Source organism: Pleionea sediminis, assembly GCF_007570825.1.
GTDB classification, from domain to species: Bacteria; Pseudomonadota; Gammaproteobacteria; order Enterobacterales; family Kangiellaceae; genus Pleionea; species Pleionea sediminis.
This window is the reverse complement of record NZ_SUNB01000001.1, coordinates 46,753-73,197: the sequence shown is the minus strand read 5'-3', so window position 1 is coordinate 73,197 and position 26,445 is coordinate 46,753. Positions and strand designations below refer to the sequence as shown.

Sequence of the window (26,445 nt, the reverse complement as noted above, 5' to 3'; positions counted from 1 at the left end):
GTTTACTACGAAGATTTTCTGACACGCAAATACCATTCACACAATAATCGAACTTGCTTTTCGGTGTAACCTTTTTCGACCATTCGCTCAACAAAGTTTTCGTGCTTTTTCTTATCTTCTTGAGAGGCCTTTGCACTGAAAGAGATAACCGGCAATAAGTCCTCAGTATTTGAAAACATTTTCTTCTCAATAACCGTTCGTAATTTTTCGTAGCTAGTCCAGTTTGGATTGTTTCCTTCGTTATTGGCTCGTGCTCGAAGCACAAAGTTAACCACCTCATTTCGAAAATCTTTCGGGTTTGAAATTCCGGCGGGTTTTTCTATTTTCTCTAACTCTTCATTGAGTGATGCACGATCAAAGTTCTCACCGGTTTCAGGATCTCGGTACTCTTGATCTTGAATCCAGAAGTCTGCATAGGTGACGTAGCGGTCAAAAATGTTTTGGCCGTACTCAGAATAAGACTCGAGGTACGCGGTTTGAATTTCTTTGCCGATAAACTCAATGTAATTAGGAACAAGAAATCCTTTAATGTGCTCTAGGTATTTCTCGTAAATTTCTTGTGGAAATTGTTCTCTCGCAATCTGTTGCTCTAAAACATAGAGCAAGTGCACTGGGTTTGCCGCGACTTCAGTCGAATCAAAGTTAAAGACTCGAGATAATATTTTAAAGGCGAAGCGCGTGGATAATCCTGTCATGCCTTCATCGACACCTGCGTAATCTCGATATTCCTGATAGGACTTAGCTTTAGGATCGGTGTCTTTTAAACTTTCGCCATCATACACCCTCATTTTCGAATAAATACTCGAGTTTTCGGGTTCTTTCAGTCGAGAAAGGGCACTAAATTGCGCTAACATTTTCAAGGTGTTTGGAGAGCAAGGAGCCTCGGCGAGCGAACTGTTGAGTAATAACTTTTCATAAATTTTAATTTCTTCAGTAACACGTAAGCAATAAGGCACTTTCACAATGTATACACGATCGAGAAAAGCTTCATTGTTTTTGTTATTTCGAAAACTTTGCCACTCCGATTCATTGGAGTGAGCGAGAATTGTTCCTTCAAAAGGTAACGCTGAAAGTCCTTCAGTACTGTTATAGTTACCCTCTTGAGTCGCTGTTAATAGCGGATGCAAAACTTTGATGGGGGCTTTGAACATTTCGACGAATTCCATGACGCCTTGGTTGGCACGACAAAGCGAGCCGGAGTAACTGTAAGCATCAGGATCATTTTGGGCAAAACCTTCTAACTTTCGAATATCAACTTTACCGACTAGTGATGATATATCTTGATTGTTTTCATCGCCCGGTTCTGTTTTTGCAATCGCGATTTGATTCAGTATTGAGGGTTGCAATTTTACAACACTAAATTTTGAAATATCGCCTCCAAACTCATTCAAACGTTTAACAGCCCAAGGTGACATGATTTTGGTTAAGTAACGTCGTGCGATACCATATTCATCCAGTAAAATTTTTCCGTCTTCATCGGGATCAAATAAGCCTAAAGGTGACTCAAACACCGGCGAGCCTTTCAAGGCATAAATGGGATATTTTTCCATAAGTTTTTTCAACTTCTCAGCCAGAGAAGATTTACCACCACCAACAGGACCCAACAAATAAAGAATTTGTTTTTGTTCCTCGAGTCCTTGAGCGGCATGTTTGAAATAAGAAACGATTTGTTCAATCGACTCTTCCATGCCGTAGAACTCGGCAAAAGCGGGATAACGTGCGATAACTTTATTTGAAAATAATCGCGATAGTCTGGGATCTTGTGCTGTGTCTATTAGTTCTGGTTCGCCAATGGCTCTCAGCATTCTTTCTGCTGACGTGGCGTAGGCCATTGGATCATTTTTGCAGAGCTCTAGGAAGTCTTGCAGAGAGTATTCTTCTTGCTGATGATCTTCGTAGCGTTGCTGATAATTGTCGAAAATGCTCATTAGTCACCTCAATTCGTTTTTCAACCTGTCAGGCTGAAGACAAAGCGGTTAAAATCCTGATTCCTTCCTAGCCCAATTCGGGTTCAACTCAATGGTTTTGATAAGGAGCTATTGGGCGAAAAACTTTTTTGTTTTCTTATCTTTAAGCTTAGTTTATAAATCACAATTTGTTAGTTAATAAATTGTTTTTTGGAATAAAAAATTATTGAAAAATTTGGCAAAGAGATAAGCAATTTACAATTGGTTAAATTACAAACAGATTACGGGTTTTGTTTTCGGTTGAACAGAACCTTGCTGCGTTGCAATATTGCTTGAATGGCATTTGTTTAAATAAAAGCGATATATATCAATGAGTTACTATACACTTTAATTAAACTGGTCTGCCCACTTGCGTTGCTTTATAACTGTGGTTAGCATTGTGAGCGGACAATAATTTCAACTTAAGATTAATAAAACGAAAAAGGTGATTAACTGTCTGGGGTTGATTGTATATGATGGGCCAAATAGACGGGATTTACCGTACAGAAAATCACCAAACTGGGAGAGTTAGATGAAAAAATTCACGCTAGGAGTTTTAACTCTGGGGAGTTTAATTCTTGCGGGGTGTAGTGGTGACAATACTGCTGAGCCTGATGAGAATACAGCCAAGCGAACCGTTGCGGTTTTCAATCCTTCTGGGGGTAGTATCCCGGTGCCAAATGACTTGTTATTTCAAGGCACTCAGGACTTAACTCTGAACATCCCGGTAGCCGATGCTTCAGATTTTAGCGACCCTCAAAATGCGATCAATGCGCTAGACGGATGGTCGACAAGTGCACCGATTTCTTTACCTTTTTTAAATACCGATTCTTCGATTACTGTGGATGCGTCAACTTTAGTAGCGGGTTCGACAGTTCGGATGTTTGAGGTATTGGCAGATACTTCTTACGAGTTAGGATCGCCGAATTTGCCCACCTTTGCTCCTCTTCAAGTGGTGCGGGAGCTTACTGCTCAAGAGTTTGTTGTTGTTCTTTCCGGTAATACAGCGGGCGTTGTGCCGCTAAGACCGCTGGAGCAACGCACAACTTATATGATCATCATGACCGATGGCATTATGGATACACAGGGTTTACCGGTTTTATCGGATTATCCTTATGATTTGGTTAGCTCTGAAGATCCCATTGTTATCCCTGATGACTACGAGGGTGATGCAACTTACGAAGGATTAGCTGCGCTTCAAGGTCTCGTTAATCAAATTGAGAATGTGGCAGCAGCTGGCGGTGTTGAGAAAGATTCAATTATCAGTAGCTTTACCTTCACAACTCAGTCTGTGGGTACTGTTTTGGGTGCTGCAAAGTCTTTCTATGTCGACTTAGGCATTTCATTGTTTGATCCGACTGGAGGAACACCTGGATTGCCAACAACACCTCAATATCCAACAAGTACATTCAGTTCTTTGTTTACTGATACAGCACCATTTACTGGTAACGGCAATGCAGACCTCTATAAAGGTGAAGTTGAGCTTAGCTATTTATTAGAAACTCAAACGGCAGAGAATCCAACAGGACCAATTACTGGTTTTTGGAAAGGTGCTGCGATGGTGCCTAATAATGGTAATCCATTAGATATGGTGCCTAATCCTCTTGCTGGTGGATTTGTTACTTATTTGAATGCATTACCCGAGAAAAATTCCGACGAAACAATTCCTTTGTTGGTTTCTTTACCGAACGGTTGTGCAAAACCTGCTGAAGGATTTCCTGTCGTGATTTTCCAGCACGGTATCACTCGAAATCGTACCGATATGTTAGGTGTAGCCAATGGCTTAGCGGCACAGTGTAGAGCTGTAATTGCGATGGATCTACCACTTCACGGTATTGATGAAAATGATCCTGTGCACTTGGGATTACAGCAAGCATCGGGCGGATTAATTGGTATTTTCGAAGGATACACAGCTGGAGACGTGCGCGAACGTACTTTTGGTATTGATTTCTTGAACAATACGACTGGCGCAGCAGGTCCTGATGGAACTCCAGACAGCTCAGGTGCTCATTTCATTAATTTAAGAAGCTTACTGACTTCTCGAGACAATCTGCGTCAAGGTGTTCTTGATTTGTTGACCTTGAAATCAGCTATACCAGCAATGGATGTTGATGGTGATGGTATGCCCGACTTTAACGCTTCAGAAGTTGATTTTATCGGCCACTCTTTGGGCGCAATTATCGGTTCGAGTTTCGTTGCCTATTCAGATGAGACGACTCATTTCTCTGTTGACTCAATTGTAACTTCTCCACTAATTGATACTGCGACTCTTGGTATGCCTGGTGGCGGAATTGCTGGATTATTGAATGCTTCGGACACCTTCGGACCGCAAGTACGTGCGGGGGTTGCTGCAGGCGCGGGTGTCACAACAGACGATCCATCGTTCCCTGGAATTTTGCAGCAATTCTTATTTGCATCACAAACTGTGATCGACAGCGGCGATCCTATCAACACAGCGAGTTACGGTGTCATGAATGCGATACCAACCTTCTTGGTGCGAGTTGAAGGCGATACGGTGATTCCTAACAACTCTGCTGCAGCACCATTGTCTGGTACTGATCCGCTTGCTGCTTACTTAGGATTAACAACCGTTGCTGTTGATAATGCTGGAGATACTATGGTGGGTAATCGACTAGTATCGAGATTCAACTTAGGAACTCATGGCTCGATTATCAGCCCGGGTGACACTCCTCAGGTGACTCAGGAAATACAGACGCAATTTGGTACATTTATTGCGACTGACGGTGCTGGACTGGTGGTTTCTGATCCAACACTACTTGACTAAGCTCCGGTAAAGTTAGGTACAATGCCCTCGCCATGTTTGGCGGGGGTTTTTTATTTGTAAGGTTTGGTCTGGGAGATTGGCGTTGGAATTTTTATCGGAATATGGTCTTTTTTTAATCAAAACGGTGACGATTGTCGTGGCCATCATTGTCATTATCGGTGCAATGGTGAATTCGGGGATGAAAAACAAACAGCATCAGAAAGCTGGTCATGTCTTGATTACTAATTTGAGCGATGAGCTTCAGGAGCTCGAGGACGATATACGAAAAGAGACATTGTCCAAAGAAGATTACAAACATTACCAAAAGCAAAAAAAAGAAGAAGAGAAGGCGGAAGCTAAACTCAAGAAAAAGGCTGCCAAAAACGAGTCTTCAAACAGCGAAAAACAGCCACGCTTATTTGTGATTGATTTCGAAGGTGATATTCAAGCGTCTGGCGTCGAGAATTTGCGAGAAGAGATTACTGCAATTCTAAGTACGGCAGAAGAAAACGACGAGGTATTAGTGCGCTTAGAGAGTGCTGGTGGAATGGTGCATTCTTACGGATTGGCTGCGTCACAATTATCTCGAGTTCGTAATCATGGACTTAAGTTGCATGTCGCCGTTGATAAAGTTGCTGCAAGCGGTGGCTATATGATGGCTTGTGTTGCTGATAACGTGATTGCTGCGCCATTTGCTATTATCGGCTCCATCGGTGTCATTGGTCAGTTACCTAATTTTCATCGCTTACTAAAACATAACAAAGTAGATTTTGAGCAGCATACTGCTGGCGAGTTCAAGCGTACTTTAACCGTTTTTGGTGAAAACTCAGATAAAGCTCGTGAAAAGTTTAAAGAAGAATTAGAGCAAACCCATCAATTGTTTAAGCGATTTATTCATGAAAATCGAGCGTCGCTCGATGTTGATAAAGTTGCTACCGGTGAGCACTGGTACGGACTGGAAGCTAAAGAATTAGGGCTAGTGGATGACATTAAAACTAGCGACGATTTTGTCATTGAGCGCTGTAAAATTGGTGAGGCATTTAAGATCAAATACGAAATTAAGAAACCTTTGTCTGAACGCTTGCCGATATCCGTTATGAATTCTTTTCAAGCAACCATGACAGATTGGTTACATAAGATCGATTTTCATAAGATGTTTAAGTAAATAAAAAAAAGGGACTGTACAGTCCCTTTTTTAATTGTGTTTGTGACATGAATATTGAATTCTGGAAAGAGAGATGGGAAAGCGATCAAATCGGGTTTCATCTCGAACGAACTCATCCTCAATTGATAAAGTATTTTGATAGATGTTTTACCCGAAGTCCCATTTTTATTCCATTATGTGGTAAGTCATTAGATATTTTGTTTTTTCTTGAGCAAGGTTGCTCTGTCATCGGGTGTGAATTATCTGAAAAGGCGTTAGAGCAATTTGAACACGAGAACAACATTCCTCTAGAGCGTTCAGAGAGTCATGCTCTAACATGTTATCAAGCAATTCAATTGAAACTTTATTGCTGTGATTTTTTTGCTTTGAGTCGAACAGCATTACCTTATGTTAATCAAGTGTATGATCGCGCGGCGTTAATCGCTTTGCCAAAAGAAATGAGATCCGCGTATGTGAAGCATTTGTTAAATATTATACCCAGGCCACTCACTATTATGTTGGTCACTCTAGAGTATGAGCAAGCTGACATGGCAGGACCGCCATTCTCTGTGGACTATCAAGAGGTTTGTGACTTATACACTTCTGCATCGAATATTGAGCGGATACACTATAATTCTATTATAGATAAAGAACCGCACTTTAAAGCACTAGGTTTAAATGACCTTTTTGAGAGCGTTTACAAAATAATTGTTGAGAACTAATCCCTATGAAAGAAAAAGAGATAAAACCCTACGCCAGTTGGACTTCACCCATTACCGCTGAAATGGTTGCCGCAAAAGGAACTCGTTTAGGCCATGTTCAGGTATTTGATGGGAAAGTCTATTGGCTAGAATCTCGTCCTCACGAGTCTGGTCGCGGGGTTGTCGTTTTGTGGGATGGTCAAAGCTCTAAAGATGTTACGCCGCGGGATGTTAATGTTGGTTCAAAAGTACATGAATATGGCGGTGGAGATTTTTTAGTTCTTCAGGCGGGTTTGGTTTACAGTCAAGCGGATGACCAACGTGTTTATATTTTACGAGATGGCGAGTCGCCGGTTGCTTTAACTGATGAACCTGAAAAGAAAAAAGGATGGCGATACGCCGATTTTACCGCTTCACCGTCTGAAAAGTTCATCTACGCTGTGAGAGAAGATCATCACAGTGTTGTTGTTAAAAATGAACTGGTAATGATTGACGTTGAAAAGTCGGTCGTTACTGTCATTGCAGAAGGCTTTGATTTTTACAGTTTCCCAAGAGTTTCTCCTGATGGAGGTCGATTATGTTGGACTTGTTGGAATCATCCTCAAATGCCATGGGATGGTACTGAGTTATGGGTTGCAGACATTGCTAAAGATGGCAGTATTTCTGCTGAGCATAAGGCGTGCGGTGGAATGGATGAGTCGATCTATCAACCCGCATGGAGCCCTGATGGCGTTTTGCATTTTGTTTCTGATCGATCGGGTTGGTGGAATTTGTATTCGTTTCGTGATGGTGTTATGAATGCTTTAATGCCAACGGATAATGATTGTGGTATCGCACAGTGGAACTTCGGAACGTCGACTTATTGTTTTGGGTGCGATGATAATATTTATTTGTGTTATTTCGAAGAAGGGCAGCAAAGTCTGGCTCATCTAAACGTCGATACCGGGCATGTTGAACCAATGACATTACCCTTTCGAGAATATCCTGGGCAAATCCATATCGATAACAATAAATTGTATGTACTAGCCGGCGCTCCGGTAATTTCTCTCGATTTGTTTGAAATTGATTTAAGCAATGGTCATTACAAAACGATTAGAGAAAAGCACAGCTTACCTGTTTCTCACGACTTTATTTCATTAGCAAAACCCATTCAATTTACTTCATCCAATGGTTACCAGGCACATGGGTATTTTTATGAGCCTGCACACCCAAATTATCAAGCTGATGAGAGTGAAAAGCCGCCGTTAATTGTTATGTCACATTCTGGCCCAACATCAATTGCAACAACGACATTGAATTGGGCTGTTCAATTTTGGACGTCACGAGGTTTTGCGGTTGTTGATGTTAATTATGGTGGAAGTGTCGGGTATGGTCGAGCATATCGAAACTTGCTGCGTCATAACTGGGGTGTAAACGATGTTAATGATTGTGTTTATGCTGCACGTTTTTTGGTAGAAGATGAATTAGTAGATGGTAAACGATTGTTGATTCGTGGCGGCTCAGCGGGTGGCTTTACTACCCTCTGTGCGCTAACTTTTACTGACGATTTTGCCGCAGGTATGACCCGTTACGGTGTCGCTGATTTAGAAGCCTTAGTGTCTGATGGTCATAAATTTGAAGCTCGGTATTTAGACTCTTTAGTTGGACCTTATCCAGAAAGTAAGTCCGTTTATGTTGAGCGATCGCCGATTCATCATACCGATGATTTGTCATGTCCTATGCTGGTGTTACAAGGAGCTGAGGATAAAGTGGTGCCTCCACAACAGTCGCAACAATTAGTTAAAGCGCTTTCGGAGAAAGATATACCTCATGCTTACATTGAGTTTGAAGGAGAGGGGCACGGGTTTCGGCAAAAGGATAATATTATTCGAGCGTTAGAAGCCGAGCTTGTTTTTTATCGCCAAGTTTTATCGATTCAGAGTGAGGAAGTTTTGCCGGAGCTTGAGCTAACCGCATCAAGCTAAGCGTTGGATACTGTGACGTTCTATTTTAATTGTTATTAAGCGATTTGCGCTGGTTAATTGGCTAGCGCAAGCTTTAATCCTTTTTGGAATATTTCGCGTACTTCATCAAATGAAATTGAGTCTGTACTTAGCTCGTATTTAATTCTTAAAAACAATCCATGAACCACTTGAGAACGAACATCGCGATTGTCTAATTTCAATCGTTCTAAGAAGTGTTCAATGCTATCCAATTGTCTTTGTTCAATTGCACTTATTATCTCTGCTATCTTCTTATCGCGCAGTGCTTGTGTGCGGATGACTTGTTCTAGAATTCGCGAGTCTTTATCTTGGCTTTGCTGATAAAAATATTGGGTTGCAAATTCTGCGACTTTAGAAACAAGAAAGTTATGTTCGTATGTTTCTGACTCGCTTAAGTTTTCAAGCAGTTTGAATGACTCTGACTCGAACTCTCGAGCTTGCTGCATAACTTTTTCTGTGAAGTAAACAAACGCGTCGTGAATAAGATCGTAGATATCTGCAAAATAGTAGGTGGTGGCGGCAAGAGGTACCTCTGCTTTTTCTGCAACGGCTCTATGTCTTACAGCGCGCACACCGTCAGCAATAATTAGCTGTAGAGTGGCTTCCAATAAAGCTTCACGACGCGCTTTACCATCAGCTCGTGTCGGTATTCGACCACGATAATTAAATAAACTATTTTCCATCTATTTCACATCACTTGTTTCAAAATCTCGACCTGCGGCGGGATCATTAAACATGTCTTCGTTTAGATCTCCCTCCGACTTACTGACGATTGTTGCAACGGTCGCGTCGCCAGTGATATTCACTGCTGTACGCATCATATCTAAAATTCGGTCGATACCCAGTAACATACCAATCGCTTCAGATGGCAGGTTCACTTGAGTTAAAACTAAAGTGAGCATAACCAGGCCAACACTTGGAACGCCGGCGGTTCCAATGGATGCCAGAGTTGCCATCAAAATGACCGTCAGGTATTGGGTTATACTGAGATCGACGCCATACATTTGGGCAATAAACACAGTTGCTACACCCTGCATGATGGCGGTGCCGTCCATGTTAATGGTCGCTCCCAGTGGTAAAGTAAAGGATGATGTACTTTTACCAACGCCTAGCCGTTTACGAGCTAACTCCATAGTTACCGGTAGTGTCGCTGCACTCGAAGCCGTTGAAAAAGCGAATAACATGGCCGGGCGCATTTTCGTCAGAAGGATAAGCGGATTGAGTCGTCCAAACAGAGTCAGGAAGACTGGGTAAGTTATCGCACCATGCAGTAATAAAGTAAATGCAACGGTTCCAAAGTAGGCACCTAGCTTTTTAATATCTTCAAATCCGGACTCATAAATAACGGCAGTCATTATGCAAAAAACACCATAAGGCGCGATGTGCATAATGATGGTAACCAGTTTTAAAATTACTTCATTTAAGTTTTGAAAAAACGAAGCAACTTTTTTTCCGGGTTCGCCAGAACGTGAAATTGCCAAGCCAAAGAGAATGGCAAAAATAATAATTTGCAGCATTTGCCCTTGTGCCAACGATTTAAATGGATTGTCTGTTACCAAATTGGCGATGACTTCTTTGAGCTCTGGAGCTTGTTTGGGATCGAAAGGTATATCTTGCTTTTCTATTCCGAGGCCGGGGTCAACAATATTGGCGACAACTAAGGCAAGTGTTATTGCTGTCGCAGTGGTCATAAGATAGAGAGCAATGCTTTTGCCGCCTAAGGATCCCAGTTTTTTCGGGTCGCTTAATGAACAAGTACCACAAATTAAAGAAACCAGGACTAATGGTGCAACGACCATTTTTAGCGCATTGATGAAAAGCGTTTTAATAACGTCAAAAGAGGGTATTAAATAGCCTTGCCAAATTGAAGCCGTACCGGGAGCAACTTTCTCAATACCGGTTATGATTAATCCGAAGATTAGGCCAGAAAGAAGACCTGCAAAAATTTGCGCACTCAAGCTCAAGCTGCGGAACTTGGCAATCATGATGTAACCCTTTTTCTTTTATTTGAGGGTTAGACTATCAGGATTTGGGGGTTTGGAAAAGCGGGATTAATGGGCTTGACTTAATGAGCGCCGCAACATCGTTTGTATTTTTTGCCACTGCCACAGTTACATAACTCATTTCTTCCTAGCTTGTCTTTGCGAATAAATGGTGATGGCTTTTCGAAAACAGGGCGAGTACTTGACCAAAAAGTGTATATTTCTCGTACATTTTCTGGAATTGCTTGTTTCCAGCTCAAAATTTGCTTGCGGTCGGCGGATTGGCGAATGGGCTTTCCTGCTGAGCCGCCAAATAAAATAACAGGGTACAGACGAGATTGCATGAACTCGTTATTGGTATCCCATTGGTTGCGACAGAGAGCGATGCCTTTAACGTAGCCCCGGCACCAGTTTTCAACAATGAGGTCCACGCTATCGTGCAAGTCTCTCTCCAGAAACAGTGGTGTGAATCTCTCGGGAGCGCGTGCCAGGATCGATTCTATTCCATTGAAATGTCGAACCAAAAGACGATAGGTATGCTCCATTAATTCCGATGTTTCTTGCCATTGCGACTTATCGAAGATCACACTAAGCCAGTCTTCTGGGCTAGTCAGCGCGGGAGCCGACACTAAAGCGGTAAATAAGCCATCAATCGTTGAAATATCGAGACCATCCAGCTGATTGAGGTTGGCTGAGAGTCGGTCGATTTCATCAGAGTTTAGGGGAGTTACAAGTTCCATGATTTAGACTTACTGCGTCAAAAGGTTCAGTGTAACAGAATAGCACCGAAAGGTAGAGCTGGAAAAGCTGCACTTCGGTGCTTGGTTTTACGACTCAAATTGAAATGGATAGACAGAGCCTAAGTTTAATAATTGAGTAAGTTCGTCCAAGGCTGTTCGAGATTCCGTTAAAAGCTGTGGATCGGACAGGTCTTTCTCTTCTAGGCGGTCGCGATAATGCTTATCTACCCATTGGTTGAGAGATGCGAAGAGTTCATCAGACATAAATACTTTTTGATTGGTGGCGATTATTTCTTGCTCATTTAACACCACACGTTGTCTTAAACACGCTGGACCACCACCATTTCTCATGCTTTGTTTGACGTCATAAATTTTGACTTGTTTAATTGGAGTGTCTTGAGTGATAAGTTCATCAAGGAAGCTTTTCACTCTCGTGTTTTCTTCACACTCTCCGGGAGCTATGATCGCCATGTTTCCGTCTCCCAAAGTAACTAATTGACTATTAAACAAGTAAGTTCGTACCGCATCGTCGACCGATACTTGCGACCGTGGAACTTTCACAAAGTAAAAGGGGTTATCGCCATAGGCCTTTCGAATATTGTTAAAAACCTCGTCAGTATTTAAAAAAGCATCTTCGTGGTAAAACAAAACATTGCCATTGCCAACGGAAATAACATCGTTGTGGAAAACTCCTTGATCAATCACCTCGGGATTTTGCTGAGCAAAAACTGTTTTTTCGGGATTGAGTTGATGGAGGCGAGCTATCGCTTGCGAGGCTTCAAACGTTTGCCGTGCTGGAAATTTTGTGGGGGCTGGTTTGGTGTTATCGAAGGCATACTTACCATAAACAAAAAATTCGACACCTGCCTGACCATAATCATCGCAGAAACGAGTATGGTTCGCTGCACCTTCGTCACCAAAATGGTCACCTAGCGGTAAAGGTTCATGGTGCGAGAAGTGGTGTTCATCATTAAATATGCTGGCTAAAATTCGCGATGTTGTTGGTGACTCGATTGAGCGATGAAATTTGTTGGCCAGGTTCGCTGCTGTAAAGTGGACTTTTTTGTCTTGAGTGTCCGCACTTGGAGAAACTGTACAAGCATTGGCTGTCCACATGCTCGATGCTGAGCAAACTGCAACAAATACTTGAGGCGCTTGTTTCGCTGCTTTTTGTAATACTTCTGCGTCGCTACCGGTAAATCCTAATTTTCTTAAAGTAAAAACATCAGGTCTTTCTAAAGGTGGCAACAAAGCCTGTTTCAATCCCATATCATGCAGCGCTTTCATCTTTTGCAATCCCTGCTTGGCACCTTCTTTGGGATTCGATGCTTGCGCTGCATTACTGAGTGAGGCGACGTTTCCTACTGATAACCCAGCGTAGTTATGAGTCGGTCCTACCAGACCATCAAAGTTGACTTCGTAAGATTTCATACAACTTTTCCTGTGTATTGGAATGTTTGGCTAAGCGCTTTATATTTGATTGGCTCGACACGGTTTGTCGACCAATGCTGCTGATAGTTGAATACTGTAACGGTTGAGTGATTTCACAACGTTAATAAATATGGCACAAAGACCTTATTTATTCTTTAATAAGGTAATTAATGTTTAAGCTGTTGGCAAAGATTAGCAGGAATGTGTGAAAAACAAAAGCTTTTGCCCTGGAACAACGAAAAGACTTTATTTCTTTATGTTTTCTTAAGGCAAAAAGTTTATTTATTAATTCTTTGTGAGGTTTAAATCGTGTTGGTGTTTCATTGCGAGCCTGAGTCGGTATAATAGATTGATAGTCTTCAAATCCCCCGAAATTAAAGGGGTTGAGAATAAATATGCAACGAACAATGAATAAATTCCTGATTGAAAAAGGTTTGCTTGAATTGACTCGAGCCAATGAATCGGGCTTTGAGCAACAAGAGCCGATAAAAACAAAAGAAAACCTGACAATACAACTGTTAGATACCGGAGTTTTGGTGGTCGAACCTGATACTCCCAATGATTCCGATTTAATCATTTCTTCCGGTGTTCATGGCAACGAAACGGCGCCAATTGAAATGGTTGATGAGCTGGTTAAAAAAATTATTAATGGCTCATTGAAAGTTAGAGCGAGGACTTTATTTATTATTGGTAATGCCGTTGCGATGAATCAGTCCGAGCGCTTTGTCATCGAAAATATGAATCGTTTATTCAACGGTAAACATCAAGGTAAAGATCATCACGAAGCTGAGCGTGCGAAAAAGTTAGAAAACTATGTTACTGATTTTTTTAATAAGCGTTCTGATGCACGACGATTTCATTATGATCTCCACACGGCTATACGAGGTTCGAAATATAAAAAGTTTGCTATTTATCCTTTTCCTGATGGTCGAGATTGGGATAAACATCAACTTGAATTTTTTTTAGCATCGGGTGTGAATACTGTGTTATTGGGACACCAGCCTTCGGGAACATTTTCTTACTTTTCGAGCCATCAGTTTTCAGCGCATGCTTTTACCGTTGAGCTTGGTAAAGTTAAGCCTTTTGGAGAGAATAACATGCAAGAGTTTTCGGCCATGATGCAAAACTTGGAGCGATTGATTCAGGGCGAGACAATTCCAACTCAACCTTTCAACAATAGCGATTTTAATCTATTTCAGGTAAAAGATGAGCTGGTAAAGCAATCGGACAACTTTAAGTTAAACATCGCAGATGATGTTGAAAACTTTACCGACTTTGAAGAAGGCTTTGTTCTTACCGAAGATATTGATGGTGGCTATACAGTTCAAAAAACGGGAGAAGCAATTGTTTTTCCAAATGCAAAAATTCCTAACGGTCAGCGCGCTGGTTTAGTGGTTGAAAAAACACAACTGTGAGTGAGTTGGCGAAACCGAATTAGTAATAGGAGATATCATGAGTAAAATTAAAGTTTCGATTATTGGTGGTGCTGGTTATGGTTCCGCGGAAATCCTTCGTCACTTGTTAGTTCGAGATGATGTCGAACTCTTAAGAGTGTCGAGCAAAGATTACATTGGAGAACCAATTAGCAAAGTACATCGAGCATTGGTCGGTTATGATGATGTGGTGTTGGAAGATATCTCTCCAAAAGAGTGCGCGGAAGGAGCTGATATTGTCTTTCTGGCGATGCCACATATTATTACAGCAAAAGTGGCAATGGAATTGTTTGATTTGGATGTTCGTATCATCGACCTAAGTGGTGATTTTCGCTTGAGTAATCTTGACGATTATTTAAGAGATTATGCGCCAGAGCATCCTTGTCCTGATCGTTTAGGTACCTTTGTGTATGGAATGCCAGAATTAAATGAGAAACAAATTAAATCTGCGCAGCACGTTGCAAGTCCTGGTTGCTTTGCGACGGGAATTGCTATGGGGTTATTGCCATTGGCGAATGCTGGGCTGTTAAAGAATGTCAATGTTCGAAACGTTTCTATGACAGGATCATCAGGTTCCGGTGTAAAACCGCAAGCGGGAACTCATCATGCAATCCGAGTCAATAATCTGAAGACTTACAAAACATTACACCATCAACATCGTTCGGAAATTATTCAAACATTAAAAACAGCCGGTGGTGATAGTATTGCGCTCGATTTTGTACCGGTTTCTGCACCTTTGGTCCGAGGAATATTAGCGGTATCGCAATTAGATTTGCCGGATGGTCACAGCGCGGAATCGATTCAAAAAATCTATGAAGAGTACTATCAAGATCATAAGTTGGTTACAGTGATGCCGATTGGAGTTTCGCCTGAAGTGGTTGCAGTTGCTGGAACTGCTCGAGTTGAAATAGGGATCACCGTTCGCATTGATGAAGAGACAGGTGTTAAAACGCTATGTTGTACCTCTGCGATTGATAATCTCATCAAAGGTGGTGCCGGCCAGGCAATTCAAAGTTTTAATATTATGACGGGTAAACCAATGCACTTTGGATTAGATAATCCAGGAATGTGGCCATAGATTAATGGGAGTGAATGAATGGGCGAACAATCGAGTCCGTTAGCAGTGATCAAGGTGGGTGGAGATGTGCTACTCGACCCAGCTGAAAAACAAGGTTTGGCCAGTAATGTAAAGTCATTACAAGAGCATGGTTGGCAAGTTGTTTTACTTCATGGTGGCGGACCACAAACCAATCGACTGCAAGAACAGCTGGGAATGACACCGGTTAAAGTTGCCGGTCGTCGCGTTACCAGTGAGGATGATCTTACCGTCGTTAAGCAAGCCATTGCAGGCGAAGTTAACGTGGATTTAACATCGTTATTGCAAAGCGTTGGTGTTAATGCTTTTGGTTTTCATGGCGCATCTGGGCGTTTGGTTGAAGCGGTAAAACGACCGCCTCGAGTTATGTCTGGTGCGGGTCCCGATCCTGTTGACTTTGGTGAAGTCGGTGATGTGACTTCGATAAATGGTGCTTTACTCAGTGGGATTTTATCTTTGGGCATTGTACCTGTTATTGCAACTTTGGGGATGGAATCCTCGGGACGGATTTTTAATATTAATGCCGATACAACCGTGGTCCAAATTGCTAAAGCACTTAAAGCCGACTTGTTATTGCTCACTACCCAAGTGGGTGCGGTATTTGAAGACCTGGCAAAACCCGAGACGAGAATTGAGTCAATTACTCCAAAAAGTGCGTCGTCTCTTATTGAGTCGGGAATTATTCAAGGTGGCATGATTCCTAAAGTGGAAGAAGCGATAACTCTTTTGGATGAAGGCGTTGGCTCAATTGCTATTGTTTCTGGTAGAGAGCCTGGTGCTTTTATGTCGGTGGTACAACATCAAGGCAAATACGGAACGGTTATTCACAAAGATAACTGAGTTTTTAAAGTTAAAATGCAATCTTGGTTTGTTTATATAATACGTTGTGATGATGATTCGCTTTACACTGGAGTCACAACCGATGTTACGCGCAGGTTTAAACAACACCAAACAAAGAAAGGGGCGAAGTATTTTTTTAGTCGTTCGCCTTGTTCTGTTGTTTATCAAGAGGAGGTGGCTGATCGTAGCTTGGCTCTCAAAAGAGAAATTACGATCAAACGCCTTTCAAAGAAGGAAAAGGAGATTTTAGTCGCAAACCAAAATTCTTTGGATGCTTTTTAACTGAGTTTTGTTGCTAGAACTCTGTCTCCCAGATTCAAACCTAAAGCATCGACCGAAGTCTTCTCCAGCGCTATTTTTTTATCTTTAATGCTAACTTTCGCGAGAACGCATCGGTAATTGGTTGATTGAGTGTTTGCAACCAGATATAAGTCGTCAGCTTTTATATCGGATATCGCCGATAGCTCGTAATCTGCTGAGCGTTTAATGGTGTCAATGTTCTCTGGTTTTGTTTCAATCGTTGGACCAGCATCAAAAATATCAACATACCCGCGATAGCGAAAGCCTTCTTTTTTTAGTAAGTCGAGAGCTGGCTCGGTATCTGGATGAACTTTGCCAATGACTTTTTGAGCTTCTTCCGAAAGTAAAGGTACATACACGGGATATTTAGGCATCAGCTCTGCAATAAATTCATTGGTTTCTTCGCCACTAATGGTGTCGGCGTCATCAAAGTCCATATCAAAAAAGTGGCGTCCTAAACTTTCCCAAAAAGGTGATACACCATCGTCATTCGAATAGCCACGCATTTCGGCAATAACTTTTTTTGCAAATCTTTCCTGGTGAGTCGCCATAAATAAAAATCGGCCTTTCGATAAAAGCTTTCCTGCACCACCTCCGCGATGTTTCGGCGATAAAAACAATGTACAGATTTCTGTTGTTCCGGTGTAATCGTGACCGAGAATTAAAGTAGGAATCGTTTTATGGATGCCGAGTTTGGGGCTGGCATGAACTGTTGTCCCAACTTTGTAAGTATAAAATGGTTGCTCCAGGCCGACTGCTGCAGCAAGTCCTGAAGTCCCCATAATTTCTTTTGTTTCGGTATTTTCAAGAACAAACAAATAGTATTCTGGACCTGGGTGATCAACGGATTTATTAAAGGATTGAATGGACAAGTCAATTTTCTCTTTCACTTTATCCAAATCTTTAGGGAGTGTAGTCAGACCGGTTCCCGTAAGTTGAGCCAAGTCGGCAATTTGTTGTGCATCACTCTGCGCGACGGGTCGAAAAACCATCATTACTGGCATTACTCCTATGCAAATATCCGAGCTTTATCAAAAAATCCGAGTCAAAATAGTGTTTAACCGACTGTACATTATAAATACACAAGGTTAATGTTGGTATTGCGCCTTCGGACACCTAACTTCTTGTAATTCATGATTATTTTTTTGGAAAGTTTGGGTTCCAAAAAGGCATAAAACTTCGGCTTTAAATCGTAGAGTGAGACATTATAGACAAAAATAAAGACGTTCGTTAAGTGCTTATTTTTATTGAATAATTATACGTCAAAGAGTGAATAAATATTTTTCTGGAAAAAGGGTGGAAATCTCGTTTTAAAACCGCGAACATAATCAGTTATTAAGGCTATTATTAAGCTGGATACAGTCAATTTATTGGGCTCATGATTTCGGGCCACAAATTAATGAACAGGTAAAACAAAATGAGTAATATTTCTCGCGAAACATTCGACCAAGTTATGGTTCCTAATTATTCTCCAATGCAAATGATCCCGGAAAAAGGTGAAGGCAGTAAGCTTTGGGATACAGAGGGAAAAGAATACATCGACATGGCGGGTGGTATTGCGGTTAATGCGTTAGGACATTGTCATCCGGCAATGGTGAGTGCGCTTAATGAGCAAGCGCAAAAACTTTGGCACATGAGTAATGTTTTTACGAATAAGCCCGCGTTAGAATTGGCGCAAAAATTAATAGACTCGACTTTTGCAGAAAAAGTATTTTTTGCTAATTCTGGTGGAGAGGCCAATGAAGCTGCGTTTAAGCTTGCTCGAAAATATGCGAAAGATAATTTTGGCGAAGAGAAAAACGAAATCATTGCCTTTTACCAAGGTTTTCATGGTCGAACATTATTTACCGTGAGTGTTGGTGGGCAAGAAAAATATACGAAAGGATTTGAGCCATTACCAGGCGGCATAAAACACGTAGAATACAATAACCTTGAAGCGTTAAAAGAAGTTATTTCTGACAAAACCTGTGCTGTCGTTATGGAACCATTGCAAGGTGAGGGTGGCATTATCGTACCCGATAATGAATTCGTACAAGGCGTTAGAGATTTATGTGATAAGCATAATGCACTGTTGGTTTTTGATGAAGTGCAAACGGGTATGGGACGTACCGGTAAACTCTACGCGTATATGCACACCAGTGTGACGCCTGATATTTTATCCTCTGCTAAAGCTTTAGGTGGCGGTTTTCCAATAGGCGCGATGTTAACTACGGATAAAGTTGCGAAAAGTTTTGTTGTTGGGACTCATGGTAGTACCTACGGAGGAAACCCTTTGGGCTGTGCTGTAGCGAGCAAAGTATTTGATGTGATTAATACTCCTGAAGTTCTTGACGGTGTCGTTGAGCGTCACGAAAAATTTAAGGCTCGTTTGAATCAAATTAATGATAAATACAATTGTTTCTCTGAAATTCGTGGTCGAGGATTGTTAATCGGTGCTGCGTTAAATGAAAGTTTCCAAGGTCGTGCTCGAGACTTTATGAATGCGACCTTGGCGGAAGGTGCACTGATATTAATGGCGGGACCTAATGTCTTACGTATGGCACCATCTTTATTGATTACCGACGATGAGATGGAGCAAGGCCTGGCTGCGTTAGAGCGTGGTGTTGCACAAGTCGTTGCTTGATCAATTATTGGATTTCAATTTAAAAAAGCCAGCGTTTGCTGGCTTTTTTCTTTCGCTTAATTTGTTTGTTGCTCGATGGCTTTTTTAATATAGGGCCACATATTTTCTAAGACCTTTGGTTGCGCCTCAGCTGTTGGGTGAACACCATCGGCTTGCATCAACTCAGGATTGTCGCCGACCCCTTTTAAAATAAATGGGACGAATATCGTTTCGTGTTTTTCTGCCAATTCTTTGTAAGCTTTGTAAAAAATTTGCGTGTATGCTGGACCATAATTCGGAGGTATATGAATGCCCGTTAAAACAACAGTAGCACCCTGATTTTTTGCCATGGAAATCATTTGGTTGAGATTGTCTTTAATGCTGGGTAGCTGAAAACCTCTCAAGCCATCATTTCCACCCAATTCTATGACGACAATTTCAGGTTGATGTTTATCCAAAATGTCAGGTAGTCTTTTTAGTGCATTACCGGTCGTTTCGCCGCTAATACTCGCATTGACGACAGAGATTCCTGGGTATTTTTCATGGATTCGCTTTTCTAACAGTGGAACCCAGCCTTTTTCCAATGGGATATTGTAGGATGCACTCAAACTGTCACCCACAATTAAAAGGGTCTGACTGGCACCTGCGAGCGTATACAGTGACATAAGCATTAACAAAATGTGACTCAACGCTTTTTTCATTTTCATGTACCCTTATAACTAAGTAATCGGTTTCTAGAGATAATTATGCTATCAGTGACACAATTAACAAAACAAGTAGCAACTCACTCTGGTGAGCTTACCATATTAAACGACATTGAGTTCCAAGTGGATTCTGGAGAGTCCGTTGCCATTGTTGGCGCTTCTGGCTCAGGAAAGTCGACGTTATTGAGTTTGATGGCAGGATTGGATGCGCCGACGTCTGGTTCGGTCATTCTTTCTGGTCAAGACATCACACAATTGGATGAAGACGCTCGAGCTCAATTTCGAGCGCAGAATGTCGGCTTTGTTTTCCAATCTTTTCATTTATTAACAACTTTAACGGCTCTCGAGAACGTTGCTTTACCACTTGAGATTAAAAATGGGAAAGGTGCTTATGACGAAGCGAAGAAACTACTGGAGCGGGTTGGACTGGGCGACCGAGTCGATCATTATCCCAATCAAATGAGTGGTGGCGAGCAACAACGTGTTGCGATTGCTCGAGCATTTGCCGCAGAGCCATCGATACTGTTTGCCGATGAACCGACGGGCAACTTAGATACGAAAACGGGTCAAAATATTATTGAGTTATTGTTCGAATTGAATCAATCAAAAGGAACCACTCTTGTACTGGTAACACACGATCTTAAGCTGGCGGACCGATGTGACCGTCAACTTGAGTTGTCAGCGGGGCAATTGATTCGCGATTCGTTACGTGATTCAGAGAACGATAAGAAAGCATCGGAGGCGACCGATGCTTAGTTTTTCATTGGCCTGGAAATTATTTTGGCGTGATTGGAAAAGCGGCGAATTACGGATTTTAATCTTTGCTCTTTGGGTGGCGATTGGTGGATTGACTGCGGTCACCTTATTGGTGGATCGAATCGATCGTGGCATGACCAAAGAAGCGTCTCAAGTTTTAGGTGCTGATTTAGTTATCTCGGGCCCTAGGCCGATTAAAGAGTCGATTAAAGCGAAAGCCGAATCCCTCGGGCTACAAACATCGGATTTGCTTTGGTTTTCAAGTGTTGTGGTTTCTGGTGATAAATTCCAGCTGTCATCAGTGCGAGCAGTTGATAATGCATTTCCTCTCGCGGGTGATTTAAAAATTTCAGATCGACCTTTTACTGAGGGCGAAGAGACCAAAGGCGCCCCCAAGCCGGGAACCGTTTGGTTATCTCCCCGACTATTAAATTTATTGTCGGTTGAAGTTGGCGGTCAAATTCAGTTGGGTGTTAGTCAGTTTACTGTTGCAGGGGTCATTATTACCGAGCCAGGTGGTTCTAGTTTTTTTAATTTTTCTCCAACCATTATGATGAATCGCAATGATGTTGCTGCGACTAAAGTTGTTCAACCGGGTAGCCGATTAAATTATCGACTAGCGCTGTCGGGTGATGAATCGGATTTGAAAGCGTTTGATAGTTGGGTTGGTGACGAACTCAACACGTCGCAAAGAAAACTTGGTGCAATGTCGGGAGCTCCTCAGTTAGGCTCAGCACTGGGGCGGGCTAAAAATTACCTTAATTTGTCGGGTGTGTTAGGTCTTCTCTTGGGCGGTATCGCAATTGCTATTGCTGCTAACCGATATGCTAATCGTCACTTTGATCACAGTGCTTTGTTGCGATGTATGGGACTCAAAAAAAATCAGGTGTTAACGGTTTTTTGTCTGGTTTTATTGATGAGTGGTTTCACTGGCGCCTTAATCGGGAGTGTAACCGGTTATTTTATCAATGAAGGCTTAATTGTCTCCCTTGCCGACTTGCTGCCGGAGCAAGTTCCTCCACCGCGAACTACGACATTTTTGATTTCTATTGTGACCGGTTTAACCGTGTTGATTGGTTTTGCATTACCGGCCTTAATACGTATTCGTTCGGTGCAACCGATGCGCATTTTACGACGAGATTTAGAACCGTTAAAAGTGAGTAACTGGGTGTCGATCGGTTTTGCGATAGTGGCTTTGGCATTGGTGTTGTACTGGTATGCGCAAAATCTGAAACTGGTCGTTTCTGTTATTGTCGGTGGCGGAGTTTTGGTCATGCTATGTTTAGCTGCTGCCAATGGATTGTTAAAAGTTGCTCGACGGTGGTCTAAGTCGCGCAGCATTGCGGTTAAGTTTGGTATTGAGCATTTGGACCGTCACAAGAGTGCTTCTCTTATTCAAATTTCAGCATTTGGTTTAACACTAACCCTTATTTTGACGATTTTGTTATTGCGCAATGAATTGATTGAAGACTGGAAAGCACAGTTGCCGCAAGATGCGCCTAATCATTTCTTGGTCAATATTCAAGCTGAAGAAGTAAAGCCGCTGCAAACATTCTTTGAAGAGCAGCAAATCAAAGCATCCGATGTTTATCCAATGGTTCGCGGTCGCGTCACTCAAATTAACGAGAAAGATCCAAAGGAAATGATTCCTGAAGGAGAGAGAGGGCACAATTCTTTACGTCGCGAGCTTAATCTTACTTGGTCATCTGAATTCCCTGAAGCCAACCAATTAATCGAGGGTGAGTGGGATATGGGGCCGCAGGCAAAGCCGGTTATCTCGGTTGAAGATCGAATGGCGAGCGCCTTGGGGTTATCATTGGGAGATTCTTTAACATTCACTGTCGGTAGTGATGCAATAACGGCAGAAATCACTTCGATACGAGAAATTGAGTGGGACTCTTTTCAGCCTAACTTTTACGTCATCTTTAACGAGGGTGCGCTGGACAGTTTGCCGAGCACATATATAACCAGCTTTTATATGGCACCTGAGCAAAAACTTTTGCTCAACGACTTAGTTGAACAATTTCCAACACAATCTGTAATTGAATTGGATGTCATTTTAAATGAAGTGAGAAAGGTTCTCGACAAAGCCTCATTGGCGGTGGAAGTTGTTTTGGTATTCGTTATTTTAGCCGGTCTTGCTGTTTTATTTGCAACGACTCGCGCCACACTAGATGAAAAATTGTACGAGTCTGCCATATTGAAAACTTTGGGTGCGGGTCGATCGTTTGTTCGCAAGACAACCCTTGTTGAATACTGGGTGTTAGGTATTTTGTCTGGTGGACTGGCGGCAGTGGCGACGGAAGGATTGGCTTTTGTCTTGTACCATTTTATTTTTAAAATGCCACCAGAGTTTCATTGGTGGATATGGGTTGGCGCGCCGTTAGCGGGTTTATTAATGGTGGTACCAGCTGGCAGTGTTGGTAATCGAAAGGTTTTATCATTACCTCCGATCGCAGTACTCAATGAAAGTTAACAAGATGTTGAGCTGATTAAAAACCATACGTATTTAACGGTATGGCTGTATTTTAGTTTAATTTGACGGCGACAATTATGACGTCGTCACGCAAATGAATAAAAATAAATTTTGCACTTGCTAAGTGTTTGATAATCATAAGTTTATGATTGCTTACAGCATCTTAAAAGTGGATCGTTGAAAAAAAATGATTTGATTTCATGAGAATTTTGACTCAAAAATAAATAAGCGACAGACTTGATTAAGTGAGAAAACGAATTACACTGCGTTTCACTGTCAAGGTTAGATGGCCATTAAATTGGATATCGTTTAATTTATCGTCAACCTCTAGAGCACTGGGCATTTAATCTCCATTGTTTATGCAAGAAGGTTTCTGGGTTGAAGATTTCAAACAAAGATTTTGGAGCGAATTGATCGCACATGGGAAAATCACTAGTTATTGTAGAGTCTCCTGCAAAAGCGAAAACGATCAACAAATACTTAGGTAAAGACTTTATTGTTAAGTCGAGTGTTGGCCATGTTCGCGACTTACCAACGGGCGGCGGATCGAAAAGTGCGGTTGATCCGAAAGAGCGCGCGCGTCAGGCAGCGATTACTCGCAAGCTTCCTCCGGAAGAAAAGGCGAAACATAAAGCAAAAAAAGCGAAAGAGCAGCTTTTTAAACGAATGGGCATTAATCCAGAAGAAAATTGGGAAGCCCATTACGAAGTTTTGCCGGGCAAAGAAAAAGTTATTAAAGAGTTAAAAACACAAGCCGAAAAAGTTGATCACATTTATCTCGCAACGGATTTGGATAGAGAAGGTGAGGCCATTGCTTGGCACCTCCGTGAAATTATTGGTGGCGAGGGCGATAAATATCAGCGAGTTGTGTTTAACGAAATTACCAAAAAGGCCATTCAGGCTGCTTTTGCTAAACCGTCTCATCTAGATATGAATTACGTTAATGCGCAACAGGCTCGACGTTTCCTTGATCGAGTTGTTGGCTTTATGGTTTCTCCTTTATTGTGGAAAAAAATTACTCGAGGCTTATCGGCCGGGCGAGTACAATCCGTTGCCGTTAAACTGATTGTTGAACGTGAAAGAGAAATCAGAGCCTTCATTCCCGAAGAGTACTGGGAAGTTCAAGCAGACGTAAAAGCAAAAAAAGATATCTTGCGAATGCAAGTTGCTACAAAAGATGGCAAAAAATTTCGACCAACTTCCGAAGAGGAGGTAAAAGAAGATCTTAGCGCGATTGAAAAAGCGGATATGAGCATTGTTTCGCGGGAAGATCGACCATCACGTAGTAAGCCAGGCGCTCCTTATATAACATCAACTTTGCAACAAGCATCGAGCACTCGTTTAAAGTTTTCTGTGAAGAAAACGATGATGATGGCGCAGCGTTTGTATGAAGCAGGCTACATTACTTATATGCGTACCGACTCAACGTTTTTGAGTGACGATGCATTAAATATGTGCCGTGATCATGTTCAGTCGACTTATGGTGATAAGTATTTAACAAAAGAAGTTGTGAAATACGCCAATAAAGATGGCGCACAAGAAGCGCATGAAGCGATTCGCCCCTCGGACGTTAATGTTAAAACTAGCGATCTAATGGGAATGGAACCGGATGCAGTAAAATTATACGACATGATTTGGCGTCAATTTGTTGCTTGTCAGATGACGCAAGCAGAATACGATGTGACTACATTAACTGCACAAGCTAATCAATATGAATTGAAAGCTAAAGGTCGCGTTATGCGTTTCGATGGTTGGACTAAAGTTCAGCCGCCAATGAAAAAGAATGATGATGACGTAACATTACCTGATTTGAAAAAAGGTGATGTCGTCAAGTTGAAAGAATTATTGCCGAAACAACATTTTACTAAGCCTTCGCCAAGATACAGTGAGGCGGCACTGGTTAAAGAGTTGGAGAAAAGAGGAATCGGTCGACCTTCCACTTATGCTTCAATTATTTCAACGATTCAAGATCGCGGTTATGTCAGTTTAAGAAGTCGCCGGTTTTATGCGGAGAAAATGGGTGAGATTGTTACCGATCGATTAAGCGAAAACTTTACTGATTTATTAGATTATTCTTTCACTGCAAATATGGAAGAAAATCTTGATGAAGTAGCTTCCGGTAAGAAAGATTGGAAACATTTGCTCGATAATTTTTATGATGACTTCAGTAAAAAGTTAGAAGACGCAGAAAAACCTCCAGAAGAAGGAGGAATGAAAAATAATAAGACGGTTGAGACCGATATTATTTGTCCTAAATGTAATAAACATCCCCTTGCTATTCGAATGGCAACAACCGGAGTCTTTTTAGGTTGTACAGGATTTTCGTTGCCGAAAGATGAGCAATGTAAAAATACGGTCAATTTAATTCCAGGTGAAGAGGCGGAAGATGTTGAAAAAGATGATGAAGCTGAATCACGCAGTTTGCGATTGAAGCGACGTTGTCCTAAATGTAAAACCGCAATGGATTCGTATTTGGTTGATGAGAATCGTAAGTTACATATCTGCGGCAATTCACCCAATTGTGATGGCTATGAGATTGAAAAAGGAACCTTTAAGATTAAAGGTTACGATGGGCCAATAATTGAGTGCGACAAATGCGGTTCTGATATGGAGTTAAAATCAGGCCGATTTGGAAAATATTTTGGCTGTACTAATGAAGAGTGTAAAAATACTCGGAAGTTATTACGCAATGGTGAACCTGCGCCACCTAAGGCAGATCCGATTCCGATGCCACATTTACAATGCCAAAAAGTTGAAGACACTTATGTGTTGCGAGATGGCGCATCGGGTATATTTTTGGCGGCTAGTCAATTTCCAAAGAATAGAGAGACTCGTCCACCATTGGTTGAAGAGTTATTATCGGTAAAAGAACAGCTGGATCCAAAGTTTGAGTATTTAACCAAAGCACCAGTTAAAGATAAAGAAGGTAACAAAGCGGTTATTCGTTATTCTCGTAAAAATAAAGAACAATACGTGATGAGCGAGAAAGACGGAAAGGCTACCGGTTGGACTGCGCATTATCAAGATGGAAAATGGGTCCAATCAGAAAAGAAAAGTAAAGCTAAGGCAACAACGAAAAAAACTGCGAAGAAAAGTACTGCGAGTTAAAGTCTGACTTTTTAGTCGTAGAATCTCTGACAAACCCCACTTTCATGTGGGGTTTGTTGTATTCGTACAATTCAAAAGCGTTTCTGCGTTATGCGTTAAATAGAACAGTTTTAATGAATTGATCGACAAATGATAACGAACTGAATGTACTAATTATGGATGCAAAGATTACTGAACTCAAAAATTTGGGGCCTAAGTCAGCAAAACTCTTGCGAGGAGTCGGCATTAATTCTCGCTCTGAGCTTGAGTCGTTGGGCTGTATTGCGGCTTATAAATTATTGCAGGCGGCAGAGGAGAAGATCAGTTTAAACTTGCTATACGCAATGTATGGTGCGTTACATGATATTCATTGGGCTCAGTTGCCTGAGTCGGTTAAACATGATTTAATCGCAGCCGTTCAGTCATCAGAGTCTCCTTTTAAATAATACAACTGGCTAATT

The 26,445-nt window shown here is 41.7% G+C and carries 20 protein-coding genes; 13 read left to right on the top strand and 7 right to left on the bottom strand.

Annotated elements, in window-relative coordinates; translation table 11 throughout:
- Positions 1-5 precede the first annotated feature (5 nt).
- Positions 6-1,928 carry a PrkA family serine protein kinase gene (locus tag FAX86_RS00125; protein ID WP_144391315.1) on the bottom strand — a complete coding sequence of 641 codons (1,923 nt, stop codon included), beginning with the start codon at positions 1,926-1,928 and terminating at the stop codon, positions 6-8.
- A 550-nt stretch (positions 1,929-2,478) separates the two neighbouring features.
- Here FAX86_RS00125 and FAX86_RS00120 point away from each other — a divergent pair.
- The 4 genes from FAX86_RS00120 to FAX86_RS00105 all read left to right on the top strand — a co-directional run bounded on the left by FAX86_RS00120 (position 2,479) and on the right by FAX86_RS00105 (position 8,519).
- Positions 2,479-4,731, top strand: coding sequence for a hypothetical protein (locus FAX86_RS00120; protein ID WP_144391314.1), 2,253 nt, complete (start codon positions 2,479-2,481; stop codon positions 4,729-4,731).
- Positions 4,732-4,813: 82 nt separating this feature from the next.
- Positions 4,814-5,875, top strand: coding sequence for a protease SohB (gene sohB / locus FAX86_RS00115; protein ID WP_144391313.1), 1,062 nt, complete (start codon positions 4,814-4,816; stop codon positions 5,873-5,875).
- A gap of 47 nt (positions 5,876-5,922) precedes the next feature.
- Positions 5,923-6,576 (top strand): thiopurine S-methyltransferase, encoded by a 654-nt coding sequence (gene tmpT, locus FAX86_RS00110; RefSeq protein ID WP_144391312.1) that lies wholly within the window; start codon positions 5,923-5,925, stop codon positions 6,574-6,576.
- Positions 6,577-6,581: 5 nt separating this feature from the next.
- The gene (locus FAX86_RS00105; RefSeq protein ID WP_144391311.1) at positions 6,582-8,519 is read left to right on the top strand and encodes a S9 family peptidase; all 1,938 of its coding nucleotides are present in this window, start codon (positions 6,582-6,584) and stop codon (positions 8,517-8,519) included.
- A gap of 53 nt (positions 8,520-8,572) precedes the next feature.
- On the opposite strand, the gene FAX86_RS00100 is transcribed toward FAX86_RS00105, so the two are convergent.
- From FAX86_RS00100 to astB, 4 genes are all read right to left on the bottom strand, one after another.
- Positions 8,573-9,220, bottom strand: a complete 648-nt coding sequence (locus FAX86_RS00100) for a TetR/AcrR family transcriptional regulator (RefSeq protein ID WP_144391310.1) — start codon at positions 9,218-9,220, stop codon at positions 8,573-8,575.
- On the bottom strand, positions 9,221-10,522 hold the full coding sequence (locus tag FAX86_RS00095) for a dicarboxylate/amino acid:cation symporter (RefSeq protein WP_205859071.1): 1,302 nt from the start codon (positions 10,520-10,522) through the stop codon (positions 9,221-9,223).
- A gap of 80 nt (positions 10,523-10,602) precedes the next feature.
- Entirely contained in the window at positions 10,603-11,259 is a 657-nt protein-coding gene (locus tag FAX86_RS00090) for a UPF0149 family protein (protein ID WP_144391309.1), read from the bottom strand.
- Between the two features lie 87 nt (positions 11,260-11,346).
- A complete protein-coding gene (astB, locus tag FAX86_RS00085; RefSeq protein ID WP_144391308.1) occupies positions 11,347-12,690 on the bottom strand; it encodes an N-succinylarginine dihydrolase in 1,344 nt (447 codons plus the stop codon).
- Positions 12,691-13,085: 395 nt separating this feature from the next.
- On the opposite strand from astB, the gene astE reads away from it, so the two are divergent.
- Genes astE through FAX86_RS00065 form a run of 4 tightly spaced genes read left to right on the top strand, consistent with a single transcriptional unit; the run spans position 13,086 to position 16,341 of the window.
- Positions 13,086-14,105 (top strand): succinylglutamate desuccinylase, encoded by a 1,020-nt coding sequence (gene astE / locus FAX86_RS00080; RefSeq protein ID WP_144391307.1) that lies wholly within the window; start codon positions 13,086-13,088, stop codon positions 14,103-14,105.
- Between the two features lie 37 nt (positions 14,106-14,142).
- Positions 14,143-15,201 (top strand): N-acetyl-gamma-glutamyl-phosphate reductase, encoded by a 1,059-nt coding sequence (gene argC / locus FAX86_RS00075; RefSeq protein WP_144391306.1) that lies wholly within the window; start codon positions 14,143-14,145, stop codon positions 15,199-15,201.
- A gap of 18 nt (positions 15,202-15,219) precedes the next feature.
- Positions 15,220-16,059, top strand: a complete 840-nt coding sequence (argB, locus tag FAX86_RS00070) for an acetylglutamate kinase (RefSeq protein ID WP_144391305.1) — start codon at positions 15,220-15,222, stop codon at positions 16,057-16,059.
- Positions 16,060-16,074: 15 nt separating this feature from the next.
- Entirely contained in the window at positions 16,075-16,341 is a 267-nt protein-coding gene (locus FAX86_RS00065) for a GIY-YIG nuclease family protein (RefSeq protein ID WP_144391304.1), read from the top strand.
- Here FAX86_RS00065 and astA read toward each other — a convergent pair.
- Complete coding sequence (gene astA, locus FAX86_RS00060) at positions 16,338-17,354, bottom strand: arginine N-succinyltransferase (protein ID WP_164503402.1); 1,017 nt, start codon at positions 17,352-17,354, stop codon at positions 16,338-16,340. The genes FAX86_RS00065 and astA overlap by 4 nt on opposite strands.
- A gap of 422 nt (positions 17,355-17,776) precedes the next feature.
- Between astA and FAX86_RS00055 the strand changes: the two genes are divergently transcribed.
- A complete protein-coding gene (locus FAX86_RS00055; RefSeq protein WP_144391302.1) occupies positions 17,777-18,982 on the top strand; it encodes an aspartate aminotransferase family protein in 1,206 nt (401 codons plus the stop codon).
- A 56-nt stretch (positions 18,983-19,038) separates the two neighbouring features.
- Here FAX86_RS00055 and FAX86_RS00050 read toward each other — a convergent pair whose 3' ends face one another.
- Entirely contained in the window at positions 19,039-19,662 is a 624-nt protein-coding gene (locus FAX86_RS00050; protein ID WP_144391301.1) for an arylesterase, read from the bottom strand.
- A gap of 45 nt (positions 19,663-19,707) precedes the next feature.
- Here FAX86_RS00050 and FAX86_RS00045 point away from each other — a divergent pair, with 45 nt between their 5' ends.
- The 4 genes from FAX86_RS00045 to FAX86_RS00030 all read left to right on the top strand — a co-directional run bounded on the left by FAX86_RS00045 (position 19,708) and on the right by FAX86_RS00030 (position 26,430).
- Positions 19,708-20,421: an ABC transporter ATP-binding protein gene (locus FAX86_RS00045; protein ID WP_144391300.1), complete on the top strand. Its 714-nt coding sequence runs from the start codon at positions 19,708-19,710 to the stop codon at positions 20,419-20,421.
- Complete coding sequence (locus FAX86_RS00040) at positions 20,414-22,897, top strand: ABC transporter permease (RefSeq protein WP_144391299.1); 2,484 nt, start codon at positions 20,414-20,416, stop codon at positions 22,895-22,897. The genes FAX86_RS00045 and FAX86_RS00040 overlap by 8 nt, the downstream gene beginning before the upstream one ends.
- Before the next feature lie 420 nt (positions 22,898-23,317).
- Positions 23,318-26,005: a type I DNA topoisomerase gene (gene topA / locus FAX86_RS00035; protein ID WP_144391298.1), complete on the top strand. Its 2,688-nt coding sequence runs from the start codon at positions 23,318-23,320 to the stop codon at positions 26,003-26,005.
- Positions 26,006-26,160: 155 nt separating this feature from the next.
- Positions 26,161-26,430 (top strand): TfoX/Sxy family DNA transformation protein, encoded by a 270-nt coding sequence (locus tag FAX86_RS00030; protein WP_144391297.1) that lies wholly within the window; start codon positions 26,161-26,163, stop codon positions 26,428-26,430.
- Positions 26,431-26,445: the final 15 nt, after the last annotated feature.